This window comes from Halonotius aquaticus (assembly GCF_003605575.1).
GTDB classification, from domain to species: Archaea; Halobacteriota; Halobacteria; order Halobacteriales; family Haloferacaceae; genus Halonotius; species Halonotius aquaticus.
This window is the reverse complement of the sequence record NZ_QKNY01000001.1, coordinates 102,661-120,479: the sequence shown is the minus strand read 5'-3', so window position 1 is coordinate 120,479 and position 17,819 is coordinate 102,661. Positions and strand designations below refer to the sequence as shown.

The 17,819-nt window shown below is 59.2% G+C and carries 19 protein-coding genes; 3 read left to right on the top strand and 16 right to left on the bottom strand.

The features are described from left to right. Positions 1-202 precede the first annotated feature (202 nt). Both guaB and DM826_RS00640 read left to right on the top strand, forming a co-directional pair. On the top strand, positions 203-1,687 hold the full coding sequence (gene guaB / locus DM826_RS00645; protein ID WP_120100189.1) for an IMP dehydrogenase: 1,485 nt from the start codon (positions 203-205) through the stop codon (positions 1,685-1,687). A 146-nt stretch (positions 1,688-1,833) separates the two neighbouring features. After that, entirely contained in the window at positions 1,834-2,265 is a 432-nt protein-coding gene (locus tag DM826_RS00640) for a DUF7124 domain-containing protein (protein WP_120100187.1), read from the top strand. Between the two features lie 14 nt (positions 2,266-2,279). Here DM826_RS00640 and DM826_RS00635 read toward each other — a convergent pair whose 3' ends face one another. From DM826_RS00635 to DM826_RS00625, 3 genes are read right to left on the bottom strand one after another with little or no spacing between them, the layout of a single operon-like run. After that, positions 2,280-2,834 (bottom strand): hypothetical protein, encoded by a 555-nt coding sequence (locus DM826_RS00635; protein ID WP_120100185.1) that lies wholly within the window; start codon positions 2,832-2,834, stop codon positions 2,280-2,282. A 41-nt stretch (positions 2,835-2,875) separates the two neighbouring features. Next, complete coding sequence (locus DM826_RS00630; RefSeq protein WP_120100183.1) at positions 2,876-3,415, bottom strand: redoxin domain-containing protein; 540 nt, start codon at positions 3,413-3,415, stop codon at positions 2,876-2,878. Further along, the gene (locus DM826_RS00625; protein WP_120083703.1) at positions 3,415-3,684 is read right to left on the bottom strand and encodes a glutathione S-transferase N-terminal domain-containing protein; all 270 of its coding nucleotides are present in this window, start codon (positions 3,682-3,684) and stop codon (positions 3,415-3,417) included. Before DM826_RS00625 ends, DM826_RS00630 begins: the two co-directional genes overlap by 1 nt. Positions 3,685-3,914: 230 nt before the next feature. Here DM826_RS00625 and DM826_RS00620 point away from each other — a divergent pair, with 230 nt between their 5' ends. Further along, positions 3,915-4,343, top strand: coding sequence for a CopG family ribbon-helix-helix protein (locus DM826_RS00620; RefSeq protein ID WP_120100181.1), 429 nt, complete (start codon positions 3,915-3,917; stop codon positions 4,341-4,343). Positions 4,344-4,364: 21 nt separating this feature from the next. On the opposite strand, the gene DM826_RS00615 is transcribed toward DM826_RS00620, so the two are convergent. From DM826_RS00615 to DM826_RS00550, 13 genes are all read right to left on the bottom strand, one after another. Continuing rightward, positions 4,365-5,267, bottom strand: a complete 903-nt coding sequence (locus tag DM826_RS00615; RefSeq protein ID WP_120100179.1) for a ZIP family metal transporter — start codon at positions 5,265-5,267, stop codon at positions 4,365-4,367. 86 nt (positions 5,268-5,353) lie between these two features. Beyond that, positions 5,354-5,572: a hypothetical protein gene (locus DM826_RS00610; RefSeq protein WP_120100177.1), complete on the bottom strand. Its 219-nt coding sequence runs from the start codon at positions 5,570-5,572 to the stop codon at positions 5,354-5,356. A gap of 69 nt (positions 5,573-5,641) precedes the next feature. After that, the gene (locus tag DM826_RS00605) at positions 5,642-6,409 is read right to left on the bottom strand and encodes a SagB/ThcOx family dehydrogenase (RefSeq protein WP_120100175.1); all 768 of its coding nucleotides are present in this window, start codon (positions 6,407-6,409) and stop codon (positions 5,642-5,644) included. A gap of 2 nt (positions 6,410-6,411) precedes the next feature. Beyond that, the gene (locus tag DM826_RS00600) at positions 6,412-7,752 is read right to left on the bottom strand and encodes a YcaO-like family protein (protein WP_120100173.1); all 1,341 of its coding nucleotides are present in this window, start codon (positions 7,750-7,752) and stop codon (positions 6,412-6,414) included. Further along, the gene (locus DM826_RS00595) at positions 7,749-8,651 is read right to left on the bottom strand and encodes a hypothetical protein (RefSeq protein ID WP_120100170.1); all 903 of its coding nucleotides are present in this window, start codon (positions 8,649-8,651) and stop codon (positions 7,749-7,751) included. The genes DM826_RS00600 and DM826_RS00595 overlap by 4 nt, the downstream gene beginning before the upstream one ends. Positions 8,652-8,777: 126 nt before the next feature. Next, positions 8,778-9,251 carry a hypothetical protein gene (locus DM826_RS00590; protein WP_233735631.1) on the bottom strand — a complete coding sequence of 158 codons (474 nt, stop codon included), beginning with the start codon at positions 9,249-9,251 and terminating at the stop codon, positions 8,778-8,780. Between the two features lie 486 nt (positions 9,252-9,737). Further along, entirely contained in the window at positions 9,738-10,796 is a 1,059-nt protein-coding gene (locus DM826_RS00580; RefSeq protein WP_120100166.1) for a tyrosine-type recombinase/integrase, read from the bottom strand. Then, positions 10,793-11,185 carry a DUF5805 domain-containing protein gene (locus tag DM826_RS00575; RefSeq protein WP_120100164.1) on the bottom strand — a complete coding sequence of 131 codons (393 nt, stop codon included), beginning with the start codon at positions 11,183-11,185 and terminating at the stop codon, positions 10,793-10,795. The genes DM826_RS00580 and DM826_RS00575 overlap by 4 nt, the downstream gene beginning before the upstream one ends. Positions 11,186-12,194: 1,009 nt before the next feature. Beyond that, entirely contained in the window at positions 12,195-12,623 is a 429-nt protein-coding gene (lrpA1, locus tag DM826_RS00570; protein WP_120100162.1) for an HTH-type transcriptional regulator LrpA1, read from the bottom strand. 90 nt (positions 12,624-12,713) lie between these two features. Continuing rightward, positions 12,714-13,652 (bottom strand): thiamine pyrophosphate-dependent enzyme, encoded by a 939-nt coding sequence (locus tag DM826_RS00565; protein WP_120100160.1) that lies wholly within the window; start codon positions 13,650-13,652, stop codon positions 12,714-12,716. 2 nt (positions 13,653-13,654) lie between these two features. Further along, positions 13,655-15,553: a 2-oxoacid:acceptor oxidoreductase subunit alpha gene (locus tag DM826_RS00560; protein ID WP_120100157.1), complete on the bottom strand. Its 1,899-nt coding sequence runs from the start codon at positions 15,551-15,553 to the stop codon at positions 13,655-13,657. A gap of 381 nt (positions 15,554-15,934) precedes the next feature. Further along, the gene (gene aroC / locus DM826_RS00555; protein ID WP_120100155.1) at positions 15,935-17,125 is read right to left on the bottom strand and encodes a chorismate synthase; all 1,191 of its coding nucleotides are present in this window, start codon (positions 17,123-17,125) and stop codon (positions 15,935-15,937) included. Between the two features lie 53 nt (positions 17,126-17,178). After that, positions 17,179-17,793 (bottom strand): hypothetical protein, encoded by a 615-nt coding sequence (locus tag DM826_RS00550; protein ID WP_120100153.1) that lies wholly within the window; start codon positions 17,791-17,793, stop codon positions 17,179-17,181. Between the last annotated feature and the right edge of the window lie 26 nt (positions 17,794-17,819).

Here is a 17,819-nt window from a genome sequence, read left to right as displayed (position 1 = left end):
CAGCTGGGAGTACATACACCGAGAGATAGGGCCGGATCGCTGTTAAACGTTCCGTGGGACACACCGCCATAGCCACGGATCAACATCGTGACACAGCCAGTGTGGATCGACAGCTGCCCCGGTACGTGGGCGATGGGTGTGGCGAGGCCACACGGAGCGAGCGACTCGCAACGTTTTTACACCGGCCACGGCGACGGTTTATATGGAATCAGACCGTCCCTTCTCGCAGAAGCTTGAGGTACCGGAGGCGTTGACGTTCGACGATGTGTTGCTCCGTCCCAAGGAGAGCCGTGTCGAACCCGACGACGCCGATGTGTCGACACGCGTCTCGAAGAACGTCGAGCTCAACATCCCAGTTCTTTCGGCAGCGATGGACACCGTCACCGAAAGCGACACCGCCATCGGGATGGCCCGTGAGGGCGGCCTCGGCGTGCTCCACCGCAATATGGAGATCGAGGAGACCGTCGCCGAGATCGAGCGTGTCAAACGCGCCGACGAGCTCGTGATCGACCGCGAAAACGTTGTCACCGCCAACCCCGACCAGACCATCGCTGAGGTCGATCAGATGATGGGTCGGGAGGGCGTCTCCGGCGCGCCGGTCGTTGACGACGACGACACCGTCCTCGGCATCATCTCCGGCACCGACATCCGACCGTTCCTTGAGGTCGGCGAGACCGACCATGTCCGAGAGGCGATGACTGATGAGGTCATCACCGCCGAGGAGGATATCAACGCTCGTGATGCCCTTGAGCTGATGTACGAGTACAAGATCGAGCGCGTCCCCATCGTCGATGACAACGAGACCCTCGTTGGGCTCGTAACGATGCAGGGGCTCCTCCAACGGCGTGAAAACCAAAACGCCGCCCGCGACGAGGACGGCCGCCTTCGCTGTGGCGTCGCCGTCGGTCCCTTCGAAACCGATCGTGCAACCGCGGCCGACGACGCCGGCGCGGACGTACTGTTTATCGACTGCGCCCACGCCCACAATCTCAACGTCATCGAGGCCGCCCGCGAGATCAAACAGGAGGTCGACGCCGACGTGGTCGTCGGCAACGTCGGCACCAGCGAGGCCGCCGCGGAGGTCGTCGACTTCGCCGACGGGATCAAGGTCGGCATCGGCCCGGGATCGATCTGTACGACCCGCGTTGTCACCGGGGCGGGGATGCCACAGATCACCGCCGTCGCCGAGGTCGCCGACGTGGCCGCGTCCGAAGACGTGCCGGTCATCGCCGACGGCGGGATCCGCTACTCCGGCGACGCGATCAAGGCCATCGCGGCGGGCGCGGACGCGGTGATGCTCGGCTCGTACTTCGCCGGCACCGAGGAAGCCCCCGGCCGCGTGATTACGATGAACGGCAAGAAGTACAAGCAGTACCGCGGGATGGGCAGCGTCGGCGCGATGAAATCCGGCGGTGGCGACCGCTATCTCAAAGACGACGAGGACGGCGAGGAGTTCGTCCCAGAGGGTGTCGAGGCCGCAACGCCGTACAAGGGCACGCTCGCCTCTGAACTCCACCAGCTTGTTGGCGGGATGCGTTCGGGGATGGGCTACGTCGGCGCGGAGACGATCCCCGGCTTCAAGGAGCGATCCGAGTTCATTCGGGTCTCTTCAGCCGGTCAAACCGAGGGCCACCCCCACGATGTGATGATTACTGACGAGGCCCCGAACTACAGCCCCGACGAGTAAGCGAGAGGGTCGGTGTGGAACGCGCCAGCCCGGTGATTCATTAGCTGGTGACTGGTTCGTTTGTCTATGACCACCGACTCGCAGAGACAGCGATTCCTTGAATATCGACAGCGAGGAAAATACCAGCATGCCAAGCTTGGAGTCAGATGAACGACGACAGCGACGCCGAAGCCGGTGAACTCACACTTGCGTTTTCGGTGTCGGCAATCGAGCGGCTTGACTCACCGAATGCCGTGTTTGCGGATGCGCACGCGTGGAGTGAGTCGATCGGAATCATCGACGACGACACCGAACGAATCACGCAGATTGTCGACGAGCATGAGCTTCGGGATGATTTCGACATGCACGACCGCGACAAGTGGTTTGCGCTCGAAGAGATCTGTGAGACGACAACGACGCCACGTCACGTCTATGTTGGCGCGAGCGACGACGATATGCGGGTGGCAACGATGTTTTGCTGGGAGTACGTTCGTGTCTCCGAAGCCGCCGAGCAAGCCGGGTGGACGCTCTCCCCGCCTGAATCTGACCACGGGATTATGTACCGGCTGCTGGCTCGGATCAAAACTATCGTCGATTAGTGCTGTTTGCGTTCCTACTGGAACCCACGGCCAACGTCGTCGTCCTCGATAAGCTCATCCAATTCCGCGTTCAGCAGTTCTTCTGCCTCGGTAAAGGTCTCCGAGAGAGTCTCCAAGCGATCAGGACGCTCACTGAGTTCGTACTCCATGGGGCCAAACGCCGGACTGTCAACGGCGTCCATGACATCCTGGAAGAACGCCTCCGATGAGGTGTCGGCGTCGGCGTGGTGTTGTAGCGTCGATTCAAGCTGTGCGGCTATCGCCTTGGCGTCGGATTCGTCTTCGGGTGGCTGTTGCATCGCAAACCGACCAGGGTCGTCGCCGCGCCGCGGCAGCAGTGGGTCGATCTCATCGTCGATCTTGCGGGCGATTTGGGTACCGACACCGCGGAGTTCGGTTGGATTTTTTGCGTACGTCTTGAGGTGGAACACCCCGCTATCGGGGTGGCCGAGATAGAAGTCCTCGCCGACGCCGGTGGCTCGCTGGCCGGCGATCGCTCGCCACCCCTCCGGGTCGTGGGTGCTGTCGACGACCGTCGAGAGGATTTCCTGCCAATCGCGGATCTGCATAGCTGCGTGTAGGGCGGCCCCCAGAAAGATAGTTGTGGACGCTATTGTCCAAGTGGTTTCATCTCACAGTGGGTCGCCAGCGCGTCTTCAAGCTGGTCGTACGGCGGGAACGCCGGCCACTCGTCGGCAACCCAGGCATACTGTACTGTCTGGTCGGTGTCAATGAGGAAAACCGCCGGGCGCGGCTCCGCGATGCCGGTCATCCCATCGAGGTCGTTGACGATGTCGTACTGTTCGGCAACCTCGTTGCTCGGATCGCTGAACAGCGGGGCGTCGATCCCGCGTTCCTCGATGAACGTCGTGTGTTCATACGGCGTCGAGATCGAGAGCCCGGCGATCGAGAGTTGGTAGGTGCCCTCGAAATCGCGATCCCGAAGCTCGTTCCAGATGTAGGTCGCCGGGAACGCGCCATCCATCGGATAACAGACGAGCAACAGCGGGTCGTCATCGAGCAATGACGACAGCGACACATCTTCCCAGTATTCATCGGTTACCAGCGGACGCGTGAAATCAGGTGCCGTCTCGCCGGTGGTTGGATGGTCAGTGTCCGGTAGCTCAATGATATCGAAATCAAGCTCCATTAGTCGGCCCCTCCGTACGTTTTGTCGAGATACTCGACGATGTTGCCGCTCTCCGACATGGTGACGCCGGTGTTTTCATCAACGATCGCGGGGACGGTACGCGCGCCGCTGATTCGCTTAACGGCGTTGCGATCGGAGTGCATCGGTTCGACAAACCGGGAGGTATAGGGGAGGTCGTACGCCGAGAGCTTGCGGACGACCCGTTCACAGAACGGACAGGCCTGGAGCCGATACAGCGTGATCGGTGTCGTATCGTCGGTATCGCTCATTATCGTTTATACGGCTGAGTGTGGGGTAAAGATGTCGCTGTCTGTCGGGGACTCTCAACAGTGCGGGTCGTTGTCAGTGGTGGCGATGGCTGTTGTGGCGATGACTGTCGTGACGGTGAGAGGGTTGCCTGAGACTTTGTTTATTTCTCGCGTCCGGTGATAGCAACTCGGCACGGATAGAGCCACCAAAAATACTAATAGTTATTAACAATCTCCGTATCAGTTGTTATATGAGCGTTGTCAGTGTTTCGATGCCCGAAGAGTTGCTCGAACGAATCGACGAGTTTGCCGACGATCACGGCTACACCGGCCGCAGCGAGGTTGTCCGCGAGGCTAGCCGCACACTGTTGGGAGAGTTCGAGGACAAACGCCTCGAAGGCCGCGAACTGATGGGTGTCGTTACCGTCCTATTTGATTACGAGACAACCAGTGTCGAGGAAAAAATGATGCATCTTCGACACGAACACGAGGGGATCGTTACCTCAAACTTCCACAGCCACGTTGGCGGCCACCACTGTATGGAACTGTTCGTGCTTGAGGGCTCCTTAGAGGAGATCTCGACGTTTGTCGGCAAGATTCGAGCGACGAAAGACACGCTCACAGTCGATTACTCCGTGCTGCCGGTCGATGAGTTCGGCCCGCTGGCCGATATGAGCTGAATCCCCACCCACTCGGTTCGATCAACCGACGACGAACCAAGCGACAACAACAACGAAACTGCCCGCAAGCGTGCTGGCGACAGCATGTGTTCGAAGTTGATCAAGGAGGTGATGAGAGTTTTCTTCCAGCGAGAGCACCTGATCGATCTCGCTGCCGGTCTCACATTTCGGGAGGAAATCCATGGCGACGTGGAGAAAGATCCCGGCGGCGAAGCCGAAGACAAGCGCGTTGATGATCGGCTGTTCGGGGATCGGCAATACGGCAGTCGGGATCGCCGTGAGCCCGACGCCCGCTGCTGGGAGCAGGAGCACCGCTACCGGTCGGCCATCCCGCCGGAGTCGACGGGCCGCGGCGTACCCCGCCGGGCCTTTGTGTGAGACGATAGCGAGGCCGAGCAACAGGCCAAGTGACGGCATCGAGCCATAGACGATCCCGATGATCGCTCCTGCTGACAGCGCGTGCACCGAGATCTGGGCGGCGGTGATATCCATTGAGAGATCAAGATGTGTCAGCCGGTGGCCGATCGTGTGGGCACTGTAGCCGAGAATCACGCCGAATGCGAGTCCAATCCCGCCGAACTGTGGCGTCCCAACCGATCCCGCGAGCCCGATAGCCTGTGGCACCAGAAACATCGCCGCGCTCATGATCATCGCGCCGCTGGCCAGCCCGTATCCCCAGACAAGGCCGAAGGGGTCAGTTTCGTTCGCCCGACCGCCAAGCCACGCGCCGCCGACCATCGCACCGCAGGCAACCCAGCCGATGACGACAACTTTCAACACGGAGTCGTCGATCCCGCCGATCTCATACCGAATCCCGCCGATCGCGGCTGCCGAGAGCACGAGCAGCGCGCCGAGAGACCACAGCCCGAGCCGGGAGCGACCCAGCTCCGAGTTATTAACATTTGACGCTGAGTTAGTATTCACTGCTATTGGAGAGACTGTAATTACGAATAAATCCATCGGAACGTGAAAACAGGCGTTTTGCGACAGGTGACCCCAACAGGAAGCAGTTACGGATCAAGCACCGTGACATCGCTGTTGCCAGCGGCTGAACAACATGCCGGCGAGTCGTACTCACTCGATGAGTCGTCGTCATCGCTGTCGGGTTCGGGGTCGCTACTTCCATCGTTGTCAGCCGAATTGTCGTCACCGCGGTTTTCGGCTTCCGGGCCGACCTGCTTTCGGATCCACTCAGAGATCCCGTCGATAACCTTCGGTTTCTTTGTCATACAGCAGGGTTTGAGATGTTCAGATAAATCAATTGGGTTGCACTATCTTCTCACACACTGAATGAACAGCTAATCCCCGGTACCCGGTGCCCTCCCGGCGAACACGACACTTGACAACAGATACTCCTCGCTGCGGAGTCGGAGCTGCTCTCTGAGCGCGCGGTACTGTATCCCGTTGTGGGGGCGGCTGCCGATGTCAAGCTCTGTGGCGAGCAGTTGGAGATTTTGGATGACGGCACCGGCTTCGAGGGCGGCGAGGAGATACCCCATCTCGCCGTACCGGTCGGCTGATCGGCCCGGGAGTGCCGTGATCACGATGGCCGCAGCAACCGTGTCAGCAGACGTGATCCACGTCCACTGTTCCTGCAGCCAGTCACTGTAATCGCCCGCAGCGAGTTGATCGAGCGCGCCGTCTCTGCCGTTGTAATGATAGATGCCAGCGTCGATGTTGGGGGAGTCAAGCACGATCGGATACAGCTCTAACGGGTAACATGCTCCCCCGGAGGCGACGGGACGGCGCGGCTCGCCATCGACCTCGCGGATCTCTCCGTAGGCATACGTCAGCAGCGTCGCCAACTCGGTGTCGGTGATCGGCCGTCGCTCGGGTTCCCTGTAGGATGCCCGCCGCCGGATGGCCCCCGGTACCGCCGCAGAGTCTGGGTCGGCCAGTGGCACCTGTGGTGCCCGCTGGTACTGTTTGTCCGCTGGCGTCGACGGCGCTTCCGGGGATGACTCGGGTTCAAGCGCCGACTCCGAAACAAACGATGAGAGATTTTTGTGGTAGAGCTCGTAGAGATACTCGAAGGCCGCGTTGTCGGGTGAGGGGAATTCAGTCATCGTTATGGGAAGGGGTGTGGCACTGTGTTGAGCGCAGCTTCCGTGATGGGCGTGTCTCGGTACCCCATTTCGACCGGGACGCGGGTGAGCCGATCGCCGCCGAAATATCGGAGGCGCTCGACGAGATACAGTGGCTGGAGTCGCGGCACGATAATCCGCTGCACAGTAACACCCATCGAGTCGATATCTCGGGTTGTGACATCGACAGCGTAGGCATCGTAGCCAGCCGTAGTGACTGCTTCGACGAGATCGGTTTGGTCGTCAACGGCAAATGCATCAAACGTGGTTGTTCGGTCGCTTTCGATCCAGAAATCCAGCTCAGCGAGACGGTCATGGGCGGCCCACAACAGCGCGCGATCCGCGAATGAGTCGATTTCGCTGGGGTCGATCTCTTCAGCTGAGCGGGTGGTCGACGACAACCGGTGAATTGTCGACAATCGTGTCTGAAGCACCTCCGATAGCGCGCTCTCGATCACTGTTGTCGCCGTCGAGCCAGCGGCGGCGGCGACGGTCACGGTCGGTCGCCGCGTCCGATCGATAAGCACCGCGATGACAATCGGCACCCCGAAATCGGTTGTTGCATCCAACAGCGTCAGCTCAAGTCCATGTGCCGTAATGCGATCAACCAATCGGTAGACTCGCGGCGGGAGCGTCTCAGGATCGATCACGGGCAACGCGGTCGCCGTGAGATAGTACGTCATGAACGCGTCGCGTTCGAGACACTCCGCGAGGCCGTTGTGGATCGCCATCTCCCGATCGGAGCCGGCTGCAAGCCCCGTCGAGATCGGATTTCGGATGAACGGGTCTGCGGTCGGCGGGTACGACAGATAGACCAATTGCGCCGGGATCTGGGTAGTCGCCTTCGACCCGAGGTCGACACCGCCAACCCATGAGAGGTCATCATCGGTGCCACAGAGGTCGGTGTCGTCGGCCATTGCAGCCCGCTGGGTAGGTGAGAAGTTGACGACCGCAGTTGGATCAAGCGCGGGCACTGTGAGGTCATCGTAGGACGCTGTTCGGAATGAATCGTCACGGTACACACAGCCACAGTATCGCTCAATTGCCTCGCCGTAGGTGGCAACAAAGGCGGCGTCCTCGCTGAACGCAGCACCACCTTCGTCGTGAGGCATTGGGTTGCCGTCGGTAAATGGGGTGAAATCCTCTCGCTCAACGACGTAGCTCTCGATGGCTGGCTCGCCCGGCGGTACCGGAACCTGCCGAACGCCAGTAATGATGCCTGTCGTTGGGCTTTCGATCTGTTGAAGCCGTTCACGGTCGCTTTGGGCGTCATCAGTCGGGGAGCTTTCAGCAGCCGTGACAGTGATTCCGTCGCGATCAGTCATGGGAACCGCTCCTGTCGAGACGACGCATTGTCGCAGATCTTACACTGGGGGCTGGCGAAAACGCGTGGTGTCTCTCTGCGTCCCTGATAGTGGTCGTATACGACGAATTGGTCGTCCAGATAGCGGGGGAGCTGTGCAACCAGAGCACGGAACAGAAGTTCGGTGACGGTGTCGGTGTACGCTTGCATGTATGGAGGAGTGCCGGTGACCGTCTCATCGAACAGTTGGCCGCCAGCCTTGTTTGCATCCACGCGCGTATACACACAGTTCAGACAGGCGCGGGCATCTGCCGTGAGCACTGGCCCAAGCCGCCAACCTGTTGCGGTGAGCCGCGTTTTGATGAGTGTTGCCGACGAGGTGGCCCACGCCTCGTTGGCTGCCCTCCACGAGTCGCCCCGTTCGATCTGTTCGCTTAGGAAGATTACGTCTGGATCGTCAAGATGGCTCTGCGGATCAGTAGCAGACCGCTCGCTGACGGACACCCCCGCAGCACGCAACCGGTCACAGACCCCCGAAACAGGGTCGTACTCGCCGAACACCGCGACCGAGCGTGCTGCCAATCGATCCGGGAGCGTCTGCTGGGTCGGCTGTGACATCGCCGACAAGACTGGCTCAAGATATCGCTCCCAACCCGCCTCTGCGAGTCCGGCCGGAATCGCCTGTGCGTCGTAGGCTATATCAGCCCCATACAGGAGGTCGATCTGCTCAGGGTCGCTATCGGGAACCTGTGCGATAAGGTCGCTGGCCGGTGTGGTACCGTCCATCGTTGCCAGCAGCGTACATATCGCTTCAAGCCCGCCTCCCTGTAGCGTCTTGGTCGCATGGGGGGTGCGAATCACCGCCTCGCCATCGTGACGGCCGTAGCTTGTTGGACTGTACGCCGCCGGGTATGTCTCCATTATCGCGTGATGATGCTGTGAGTGTATAATGCCCGGGGTGAGGGTGTCAGTCGTCGTCAGCGTCCAATGTACAATAACGCGTAGAGGGATGTATAGGGGAGACACTACCCAGGCTGATATGACTCACTATGCTACGACCAAACTCAGTCCGACAGTAGCTGGTACCAGCACAAGTAGGTAGCCGGCGGCTGCAATCGCCCACGCGAGCCCGGTCTGTGACCGACGGGTGTCATCCAGCCCCGTTGCTCGTGGCAGCGGAATGAGTATGAAAAATCCGACCATCAAGACGTACAGGACGACTGTTGTTCCAGCGACAGTCGTTGCTGAGAGGGCGCCTGTGAGTTGCTCTGCGACCAAGAGGAAGTACACAAATAGCAGGCCTGTGCCAAGCCCAGCGAGGTAGTGTACCACCGACGCGAGCCGAGATGGCGCGGCATCCACCGGGCGCCCGGTGAGTACACTTGCCGCGACAGACGGCGGGGTCGTTCCCTCTGTAGTGTGAGCCATCAGTCGGTTCATGCCGAGAACAGCAATCCCGGCCGCAGCCAGTCCGATCGGGAATCTGACCACCGGCGATACCGTCGACAGTTCAGAAAGCATCTGGTAGGCGGTTGGGACGCAATCGGCTTGAATTGACTCGTTGCGTAAGTGGGTGTCGTGGCGCGTTTCGATAGTTACGTCGAGACAGCAAAGTCGTCTATCGACCGGCCCCGTCGGACGATTTGCTCGCTGATTACCAGCTTTTCTTTGCGGTCGAGCTGTGACCACTGCAGCGTGTCTGGTGGTGACTCCTCAAATGACTGAAACTGCTCGAGGACTGCCTCGTTGATGAACCGACTAAATGAGCCGCACCGCGAACACTGAGTTTTGAGATGGGAGGTATTGAAACTCCGCGTGACCGCCCCTTCGAGACAGTCGAGACACCGATATGATTGATTCACACATCAGTAGAGGGGTTTGAGACATGAATATCTGTGGCCCGTTTTCGACAGCCACGTTCGCCGAACTGACCGAGATATTTTATATAGCCGAATACGATTTATGAGTTCGAACTCAGACAGCACTCCGCGAGCGACCTATTTTATTTCATCTCAAGATTGAGTAAATATTTGCGTCGTAGGTTGCTCTGACCTGGCCACCCCAGTTGTGGGTGTAGGTGTCGATGATGTCATCAGCCACGTCACCACGGAGATATTTCACCACGCCGCGGTCGCCCGTGCGATCTCGGAGGTGTGTCGTGAAGAAGTGCCGAAAGTAGTGTGGCGTTACGTTATCGGCGGCATCACCGCCGGTGTCGTACCAGCCGGCAGCCTCGGCATGCTCGGTGACGACGGTCCGGACAGCCCGTGGCGTCAGTCGTTGTCCCCACTCACCGGTGGTGTAGACAAACAACGGTTCGGCCGGTGAGAGACTGTCCGGTCGAATCGCCAGCCAGCGTTTGAGCACGCGCTGTAGCTCCTCGTCGACGGGGATGATCGTCGCCCGCTTGCGTTTATTCGAGGCTGTCCGCTCCTCGCCGTTGACCCGCTCGCCGACCGCAGGTTCGCTGTCGACGTACAGCGAGTTCGGTCGAGTTGCAAGCTGTGGTCGAGGACTACCATCAAATGCCGTTTCAACCTCATTGTCGTCGAGAGCAAGATCACGCAGATCGAGATTGCAGAGCTCACCCACCCGCATGCCGGTTTTGAGCAGTGTGACGATCAATGCTTGGTCGAGAGGGTGGTGGATATCGCTGACAAACGATCGCATCTGATCGATACTGATCTCCCGTCGGGTGGGATCTTTCTCGATTGTTTCGTCCAGTTCCTCGACGACAAGCGTCATCGGATTCGACTCGAAGACGCCGACCTGTGTCATATAGGCGTAAAACCGGTGGAGATAGGCGGCGTAGCTGGCGATCGTACTATCGGTGACTGTCCCGCGAAGGGTGTGAACCCACGCCATGCAGTCCCGATGGGTTGCCTCTGCGGGCGTGAGTGCGTCGCCGCTCGGGTTGCGATCCGGATCAGCCAGAAACGCCTCAAACCGCCGGAGCACCCGGCCGTAGGCGTCGCGTGTCCGCTCAGTTTTGCCGTGGTAGGTGAGGTCTTCAAGAAAATACGCGATCGGGTCGTCCGGATTGTCAGTGCTGACGGTCGTGCTCATGAGTCGATCGTTGTGTAGCCGCCGTTTCGGCCGCTGTACCGAATCTGGTTGGTAGCCTGTAGTGAGTCAAGACAGGCTTCGAGTCGCTCCTCGAAATCTGCCGATAGCGAGTCAACCAACTCCTCCCAAGACAGCGAGCCGTTCGAATCGAGGGACTCGAGAACCTGTGTTTCGAGGTCGCCACCCCTAGGGTCTGTGGTGTCAGAACCGGGTTCCACAGCACCGCCTGCGTCAAGTGTGAAATCCTTCCGCCCAGCTTGTACCATCGTCCGAACAAACTCCGCCTGACTCATGCCGAGCTCGTCGGCATGTTCTGTCCATTCGGTTTTTTGCTGCGTCGGCACGTAGGTAACGACACGTGCTCGGTCGTTCTTCTCGTCAGCAGCCATGGAATGTGGTATGTAGGACAGCTACTTGAATCTACCCACACTGTAGCTGATAAGGGATCTTATGCGCTTTTCTATGTGTCTTATTCGTCTATTCATGTGGGTATAAGAAACGATAAATTATATTTTGTGTGTAGTACAGCCGAAAAGAATACTCGGATGATGTGGGGCTCAGTTGCATGGAACCACCAGTGGTTGTGATGCTACTGTAATTAAATCGTACCTTCTAAGTCACTCATGCTTCGGGTCGTCGCTCCGTCCCTCAGAGAACCTACTCCTTCAGCGATAATATAGGAGACAACTGGGAGCCGAAACGTCTGCACATCCGATAGAGAGCTTCGTCGGTGTGATCGCATGGTAGTTCACAAGCGGCTCAGCGATTTTGTGATACTCCTGTGTTGCTGTAGAAAACTGAGACCAGATCCGTTCCCGATTCTACCGCGTATCGGACGCCCTTGGTGGGCCCATTCCGTCTCACCGTAGCATCGGAACGACGAAATCGACGAACAAATCCGAGATATTTGGTTCGGCCATCGTCAAGACTGTATTTAAGACAAACTCGATCAGCACGGATCGCAGATACTCCCGCTAAAAGATAGTATGGTCACATCTGAAGCGTCTCCGGAGAACAAACTGATCGAAGTTGCGATGCCGACGCATTGGCCTGTCGTGAATTAGATGGCTCGCAGGCACCGTTACCCAGTGAGAACAACGCAACGACAGCCACTTGCCGCCGTCGAACGTTCAATCGATGATCGTCCGTATCGTTGTCAGTGAGACGTGGTTGGTGACTCTCGTGTAAACTCTCCGACTTCGTACCATCATGTTCCAGAGTTGCCGGTTTTAGTAACGATATATTTATAAATATTTCTAGATATAACGTAGTCAGAATAATCGGAATCGAGCAGCCACCAACACATAAACTGTATGCTGCTATACAAATATCTAAGCAAAATTATCGGGACAGCACCAACGAAAAACCGATCGACAGCAACAGAATCCTCGGAAGCGATTATTTGAGTCGTTCCTGCAAGAACGAGGGATGTGCGGCCGTGACACCCTCAATAGAGAGAATATCTTCACTGATCACATCGCCAAGAGAGTCACCATCTTGGGCACGAACCTCGGCCATCAACATGTGGTCGCCGGAGGAGCTATACAACGCCTCGATCGAGTCCAACGATTTGAGTGCCCGCGTCGCCTCAACGTAGAGCTCGCTGGCGACGTCGACACCGACCATCGCGATGCTCTGTGAGGAGAGTTTTTTCGGATCGACCTCAGCGGAGTAACCGACGATCACCCCTTCCTCTTCGAGCTGCTGAATATACTTCCGTACCGTGGGCTTTGAGACATCGGCCCGATCGGCGATCTCGGCGTAGGAGGCCTGGGCATCATCCTCCAACACCGAGAGAATCCGGTCTTCCGTCGCTGTCGTGCTCATACCTAACCTTTCGTTCCGATAAAAAAATACCTTGCGAACCGAAAAACCGATTTGGACTGCGTAAATGCCGCAGCGGGGCTATCGTGACAGTTACTTGTGTTTATCGAGGAAGAGATCGGCCGATCGCTCCCACTCGTAGGAGTCGTGGAAGTATCGCTCGGCCAATGGTTCCTCCGGCATCTCGCCGATCGCCTGTTTCTCCTCGGTGTAGGACATCCGGTCCTTGTCGACGTAGTACCGGCCGGTGAGCACTTTGCCCTCGTGGAGGGCATTTTCGGTTTCGGCCATCATGTCGGCGGCCTCACGCCGGTCGGTTTTGTCGAACTCGTAGTCATCGGAGTCGTTGACGTCGATGTAGGGCACGTACTGCTTGGCGTCCTTGTTCCACGTCGGACACTGGGTGAGGAAGTCCACGTGGGCGAAGCCATCGTGTTCCATCGCCTCAATAATGATTTCTTTGGCCTGATTCGGGTTGACCGCGGCCGTCCGGGCAACGTAGGACGCGCCGGCGTTCAGCGAGAGGCTGAGCGGTCGGAGCGGCTCCTTCGCGCTTCCGGAGGGCTGGGTTTTCGATTTATGACCTTTCGGGCTCGTCGGCGAGGTCTGGCCCTTCGTGAGGCCGAAGATCTCGTTGTTGAACACGATGTAGGTCATATCGTGGTTCTCGCGGGCGGTGTGCATGAAGTGGTTGCCACCGATCCCGTAGCCATCACCGTCGCCGCCGGCGGCGATCACTTCGACGCCAGGGTTTGCGAGTTTGGCCGCACGCGCAACCGGCAGTGATCGACCGTGGATGGTGTGGAACCCGTAGCTGTCGAAGTAGCTGTTGAGCTTGCCGGAACAACCGATCCCGGTACACAACAGCATCTCTTCGGGGGATTTCCCAAGCTCTTCAGCGGCCCCTTTCAGTGCTTTGAGGACACCGAAGTCACCACAGCCGGGACACCACGTTGCCTGCGGTTCGAGTTCCGGCGTGTAGTCGTCTTGATCAGTTGGCTGTCCGTCACCGATTGCTGAGAATGCACTCATGATTAATCACCTGCTGCTGGAACGAATTTGGTCTTATTGCTGGAGAGCTCGCCGCCCTCGATGATCGTCGTTTTGAACCCTTCAACGATATCGAGCGGTTCGAAGGGGTTGCCGTTGTATTTGAGGAGACTCGACAGTTTCTCGCCGTACTTGCCGAGTTCCTTCTGGGTGAGGCCGCGGAACTGTGCGGAGGCGTTCATCTCAACAACGAGCACCTCGTCGACGCTCTCGATGAACTCACTGACCTCATCGACCGGATACGGAGCCATATCGGAGACGCCGAGGGCCTTCACCGAGTGGCCCTGCTCGTTGAGCATATCGACGGCCTCCTCGACGGTGCCCTGCTGGCTGCCGAACGTCATCAGCCCGTAGGTGGCCTCGTCGGGGCCATAGTGGGTCTGGTGGGTCTCGTCTTGGGCGGCAAGATCGGCCGAGATCGCTTCAAGCTTCTCGGTTCGTCGATCCATCTGGGCGACGCGGTTCGATGTTGTTTCCGCGATATGTCCCTCGGGGGTGTGCTCGTTGCCGGTGGCGAGGAAACGACCGCCCTTCTGGCCGGGGATCGACCGCGGGCTGACGCCGTCTTCGACATCGTGCTGGAAGCGGCTGTACTTCCCGCTGTCGTCGTGGGGAGCCTCTTCGAGCTCGGCTTCGGTGAGCGTCGAGCCGAGCGATGGGTTGGGCTCCTCATCGAAGTGAGACGCCGGCAGGCTGACGAGCTCGCCGCCGAGCTTCTGATCGTACAGCACGATCGCCGGGATCTGGTACTCGTAGGCGATCTGGAAGGCCCGCCGCGTCTGGGTGTAGGCCTCTTCGACTGTTCCCGGTGCGAAGACAACGCGCTGGGAGTCTCCCTGTGAGGTGTACAGCACGTGTTCGAGGTCGGCCTGTTCGGGCTTCGTCGGCATCCCGGTGGAGGGGCCGGCCCGCATCGCCTCGATGAGGACGACCGGCGTTTCGGTCATCTCGGCGAGACCAAGCGGTTCGCTCATCAGGGCGAAGCCACCACCGGAAGAGCCGGACATCGCCTTCGCGCCGGCGTGACTCGCACCGACTGCGAGGGCGGCCGCGGCGATCTCGTCTTCGACCTGCTCGGAGATCCCGCCGACCTCCGGAAGGTTCTGACACATGATGGTGAAGACCTCAGTCCACGGGGTCATCGGATAGCCCGCGATGAACCGACAGCCTTCGTCGAGGGAGCCGTAGGCGATCGCATCGGAGCCTGACATGAGCACCTGCTCTTCGTCGTGGCTGCCCTCAGGAACGGTCACATCGTTGGCGTCGACATCGTACTCCTCGACGACCATGTCGTGGGCCTTGTTGAGGATCTCAAGGTTTGGTTCGAGGATCTTCTCCGGCATCGCATCCGACATGAGCTCCTCGATCCAGTGGAGGTCGATCCCGGCCAGCGCACAGGTCACGCCGACGCCGGCGGTGTTGCGCATGACCTCACGGCCGACATCGCGGGCCATGTTACGGAGGTCGATGTCGTAGACGTGCCAGTTGTTTTCCTCGACACGGGCGTCGAAGTCCTCGATCTCGGAGGCATCGAGCAGCCCCGAGTCGTAGACGATGACGCCACCCTCTCGGAGCTCATCAAGGTTCTCCGAGAGCGGTTTGATCTCCTCGTTGCCGTAGTAGGCATCTTCCTGTGGGTTGCGAGCGAAGGAGTCGCCCAGCGCCAGCAGAAAATTATAGCCGTCGCCACGGGATTTGACCGGTTCCGCTGCGGCACGAACCTCAGTGTAGGTGTGGCCACCACGGATCCGGGAGGGATAGTGTCGATGTGTGAATACGTCCAAGCCGGAACGCATCAGCGCTTTGGCAAAGTTCTGACTCGTTGAGGCGATCCCGTCACCGGAGCCGCCGGCAATTCGCCAGATGAATTCGTTATCAGTCATAGGTTGCTGTCACGGCCCCACTGGGCCACTAGTATGAAGAGAATGCTAGCCCCGGGTAAAAGAGTTTGCTATGCATTAGCAAGGAAAGATCATTAAGAACCTATAATTGTGGATATTCGTTCATAAGCCAGCCGAATTCGGGGTATTTCACAATCTACAACGGCGTCTCGATGGGCACCACACAACTGGGTTGGTGGACGCCACAATCACCCTACTTGCTCGCCTGTCAGCCACTGCGCCTGAAGGCCGGCCGAACCGGCGTGGTGCAGCAAGGCGGTGTGTCGCTCACTGCGACATCGCTCACGTGAATTACAATATAGTAAAAAGACTGATATATAGCGTCTGCGATGACAGCAAGCCGATATTTTTGGTCGCCGTCGATTACTCCATATTGTCCGGGCTGCGTGGATGGTAGTCGGTGTCGTACTCGCCTGGTTGTCCATCAAGACGGTCGGGGTTGATGCGGCCGTCCAGCAGCATAAAGTCCAGAATCGTCAGATTGAGCATCGCCTCGACAACCGGCACCGCTCGCGGCATCAACACCGGATCGTGGCGACCGACGACCTGCACATCCTTACGCTCGCCGGTCTCCCAGTCAGCAGTCGTCTGTTCTTTCGGGATGCTAGTTGGGGCGTGCCACGTTGCTTCGCCGTAGATCGGTTCGCCGGTTGTGATTCCGCCCTGAAGGCCGCCGTGGTCGTTGCCGACTGGCACCGGATCGCCCTCGTCGCTGACGGTATCCGGGTGGGAATCGCCATCGTCGAACTCCCAGTCCTCGTTACGTTCGCTACCCCGCATCGTTCGGGCCTCACGCCCTTTGCCGAACTGGAAGGCCGTCGTCGCCGGGATCGCAAACATCGCTCGGCCGAGCCGCGACGGGAAGGAGTCAAATCGTGGCGCGCCGAGGCCACGGGGAACGCCGCGACACTCGAAGTACACCGATCCACCAATCGAGTCGCCTTCCTGCTGGTACTCGTCGATCGCATCCCGCATTTCCTCGGCGGTTTCAGGATGGGCACACCGCACCTCGTTGTTCTCGGTGTGTTCGAGCATCTCCTCGAAGCTGACGGGGGGTGCCTCGATGTCGCCGACCTGGTTGACGTGGGCCTTCACCTGTACGTCGTACTCACTCTGCTCAAGCACCTGTTTGGCGACCGCGCCGGCGGCAACCCAGTTGACCGTTTCGCGGGCCGAGGAACGACCGCCGCCACCCCAGTTCCGGGTGCCGAACTTTGCGGAGTAGGTGTAATCGCCGTGTGAGGGACGCGGTGCGGTCACGAAGGGTTCGTACTTCCCCGAGCGGGCGTCCTTGTTCTCGATGACCATCCCGATCGGCGTTCCAGTTGTGTAGCCGTCCTGCAGTCCGGAGTTGATCGTCACGTCGTCGGGCTCACCGCGGGAGGTCGTGATCATCGACTGGCCGGGCTTGCGGCGGTCGAGTTCCGCCTGCACTGCCTCGGTGTCGAGGTCAACCCCAGCCGGACAGCCGCTGATCGTCACGCCCATCGCCTTCCCGTGGCTCTCGCCGTATGTCGTCACCTGAAAGAGCCGACCGAACCGATTGCCATTCATTATCGGCCTCTGGGCCCCAGAGCATTTGAACCTTGCAGTCCGTCGGCGATGGGTCACTCCAGCAGCGTGTCCCGAAGAGCAGGGAAGCGCTCGCTGTTGGTTCGCCATACCCGACGGGTGACGCCGCCGATCGCGCCCACGGTGACGGCAACGCCAACCAGATTGCCGGCCGGGAAGATCGCCGCCACCCCAAGAACGACTGTGCCAACAATGAGAGCCGCCCAGAGATTCGGTCGCCCCTCGTCACTCAATCGGCGTACCAGGATGATGCCGACGACGAGCTGTCCAAGCGCGGTCGCAACAATCAGCCCGATCACGCCGACGACCAGTGGTACCAACACAAGGATGCCAACCTGTGGGGGCGCGCCAAGTTCGGCGAGCGCCGCAGCCGTGACGCCCACGAGGAGATAGCCACCTACGCCAGCGATGACCGTTCCAAGGCCGAACCCCGCGGATTCGAGAGGGTGAACTCGAACCTCCTCGCCGACGGTTCGGATTCGCTCACCGGCATTAGAGACCAACATCGCACCCACAAACAGCGTGATCGACAGATAGCCGATCGCGACGATGATGTTGACAACGAGATCCCCGACCGCAACGAGATCCGCGGGCTGTGGGATCCCCTCAATCCCCACCGACAACGGCGGTAGCATGACAGCCCGATCCATACAGAGCACAACATGACCGACGACAA